Origin of the sequence: Nocardiopsis sp. TNDT3, from assembly GCF_003427465.1 — a bacterium.
Classification (GTDB): domain Bacteria; phylum Actinomycetota; class Actinomycetes; order Streptosporangiales; family Streptosporangiaceae; genus Nocardiopsis; species Nocardiopsis dassonvillei.
Genome location: NZ_QPFC01000869.1, coordinates 1 through 2,604, shown reverse-complemented (window position 1 = coordinate 2,604; position 2,604 = coordinate 1). Strand labels below are relative to the sequence as shown.

The window sequence follows — 2,604 nt, the reverse complement described above, 5'->3', positions numbered from 1 at the left end:
GACGGGGCGGTGGGCGCCGGTCGGGCGCCCACCGCCCCGTCGTCGTTTTCCCGCCTTCGCGGGAGCCGCCTACTTCGCGGCGAACTCGCGGACGATGCGCTCGCAGAAGGCGGGCAGGTCGTCGGGGTTGCGGCTGGTGGTGATCCCCTGGTCGGTGACCACCTCCTCCTCCACCACGGTCCCGCCCGCGTTGCGGATGTCGGTGCGCAGGCTGGGGTAGGAGGTCACCGTGCGCCCCCGCACCACGTCGGCCTCCACCAGGATCCACGGCCCGTGGCAGATGGCGGCCACGGGCTTGCCCGCGGCCACGAAGTCGCGCACGAACCCCACCGCGTTCTCGTCCGAGCGCAGGTTGTCCGGGTTGACGGTCCCGCCGGGGACCACCAGGGCGTCGTAGTCGTCCACCCCCACCTCGGACACCACGCGGTCCACGTCGAAGGTGTCCGCCGGTTCGATGTCGCCGTTCATCGCCTGGATCCGCCCGGACTTGAGCGAGACCAGGTCGATGGTGGCGCCCTCCTCGCTCAGCGCCTTGCGCGGTGTGACGAGTTCGACCTGCTCGACCCCGTCCGCGGCCAGAATCGCGACCCGACGGCCGTTGAGCGTGTCGGCCATGGCTGCCCCCTCAGCTGGACTCTTCCGGCACCCTGCGTGCCGCGTTGGCGCCCCTACCCGCGCAGGCCGTCCTCTCACACGCCCCGCCGGGGAGGCGCACGCCACGTTCGGGGGCTCGACCGCGCGAACCGGACCCGTCCGCGCGGAGTCGAACCGGCGAAGCCCCCCACAGGAGGAGACCACCGTGCCCGCGACCCGCCATCTCTACCTGGCCCGGCACGCCGAGGCCGAACACGAGAACGGCTCGCTGACCGGGAAGGGCCGCCACCAGGCCGTCGCACTCGGCCGACGCCTGCGCCGCGCCGGGGTGGACAGGCTCCACCACGGGCCCCTCGCCCGCACCGCCCAGACCGCGCGACTGGTCGCCAGGGAGTTGGGCGCCACTCCCGTGCGGGCACCCGAGGCGGGTGACTACGCTCCCCACCTGCCCCTGCGCGCGGAACTGCCGCAGGAGCACGCCGACGGCGTGCTCGACTTCGTCGCCTCCCTGCCCGAGCACGAGCGCCTACCCGGACCCGCGCTGGCCCACCGCGCGCTGGAGCGCTTCACCGGCCCGGTCGAGGGGGAGCACGAACGGCACGAAGCGGTCATCACCCACTCCTACCTGGTCGGATGGCTGGTGTGTGTCGCACTCGGTGCTCCCGCCTGGCGCTGGACGACCCTGGCCCCGGCCAACGCCGCGCTGACCGTGCTGCGCTACCCCCCGGGCCGCCCGGCATCGGTGCTGGCCTTCAACGACACCGCGCACCTGGGATGAGATCCGCGTCCTGGGCGGTCCCTGACCCGCCGGATCCGCGAGCCGCACGCCGTGCCGGGCTGGCGCCCATCCGCGTGCTCAGCCGCGCGATCTCTGGGTGACGGCGATGCACACGAGGACGACGACGGCCGTGGCGGGCGCGGCCGGGGTCAGCGGCTCTCCCACCAGCAGCACCGCCCACACCAGGGTCAACAACGGTTGGGCGAGCTGGAGCTGGCTGGCCCGGGCGACCCCCATCGCACCCATCCCCCGGTACCAGACCACGAACGCGCCGAACTGCGACACCGCGGCGAGGTAGGCCATGCCCGCGAGCGCGCGCGGCGCGACGTCCACCGGCTCGGCGGCCAGCGCCCACAGAGCGGCGGGCACGGTCAGCGGCGCGGCGGCGACCAGCGCCCAGGCGATCACCTGCCAGCCCGGCATACTCGCGGCCAGCCGACCGCCCTCGGCGTACCCGGCGGCGCACAGCACCAGGGCCGCCAGGAGGTACAGGTCGGCCGGGCCGGGTGTTCCGCCGCCGCGCACCAGCGCGAACGCGACGACGGCCGCGGCGCCGCACACCGCGGCCGCCCAGAACCGGCGCGAGGGGCGCGCCGGGCCGCGGCGCAGGGCGAACACGGCGGTGGTGATCGGCAGCAGCCCGATCACGACCGCGGCGTGGGAGGTGGAGGACACCTGGAGGGCGAGCGTGCTGAACAGCGGGAACGCCGCCACGCAGCCCAGGGCGACCACGGCGATGCCCGGCCGGTGGGCGCGGTCGGGCAACGGGGCGCGGACCGCCGCGAGACAGCAGCCCGCCAGCGCGGCGGCCAGCGCGCACCGGACCACCGCCACGCTCCAGGGACCGAAGCCCTCCAGGGCCCACGCGGTGGCCGGAAGGGTGAACGAGAACCCGAGGACGCCGAGCGCGGCGCACAGTGTCGCGCCGAGCACCGCTACTCCGGGCGGTGCGATAGCGCTATCTTTAGCCTTCATGAAACAGCGTAGCAGTGTGCGGGAACTGACCCTTTTCCTGCGCAGGGAGGTCGACCGCTACTCCCCCGGAGAAAAGCTGCCGTCGAGTCGGGCACTGGTGGAGCGCTACGGTGTGAGCCCGGTGACCGTGTCGCGGGCCGTCGCGGCGCTGGTCGCCGAGGGTGTGGTGGTCACCCGGCCCGGCGCCGGGGCGTTCCGGGCGGGCGGGAGCGTCCCCGGGCGCGCGGTCGGCGACACCTCCTGCCAGGAGGTGTCGC

The 2,604-nt window shown here is 74.7% G+C and carries 4 protein-coding genes; 2 read left to right on the top strand and 2 right to left on the bottom strand.

From position 1 onward, the window contains the following. Positions 1-69 precede the first annotated feature (69 nt). Positions 70-615 (bottom strand): type 1 glutamine amidotransferase domain-containing protein, encoded by a 546-nt coding sequence (locus tag DQW06_RS20800; RefSeq protein ID WP_013153046.1) that lies wholly within the window; start codon positions 613-615, stop codon positions 70-72. A gap of 184 nt (positions 616-799) precedes the next feature. On the opposite strand from DQW06_RS20800, the gene DQW06_RS20795 reads away from it, so the two are divergent. Then, positions 800-1,372, top strand: coding sequence for a histidine phosphatase family protein (locus tag DQW06_RS20795; RefSeq protein WP_117199136.1), 573 nt, complete (start codon positions 800-802; stop codon positions 1,370-1,372). A gap of 78 nt (positions 1,373-1,450) precedes the next feature. On the opposite strand, the gene DQW06_RS20790 is transcribed toward DQW06_RS20795, so the two are convergent. After that, positions 1,451-2,305 (bottom strand): DMT family transporter, encoded by an 855-nt coding sequence (locus DQW06_RS20790; protein ID WP_117199135.1) that lies wholly within the window; start codon positions 2,303-2,305, stop codon positions 1,451-1,453. Between the two features lie 40 nt (positions 2,306-2,345). Here DQW06_RS20790 and DQW06_RS20785 point away from each other — a divergent pair. Continuing rightward, the coding region (locus tag DQW06_RS20785) for a GntR family transcriptional regulator (protein WP_157983527.1) at positions 2,346-2,604 on the top strand (259 nt) is incomplete at its 3' end.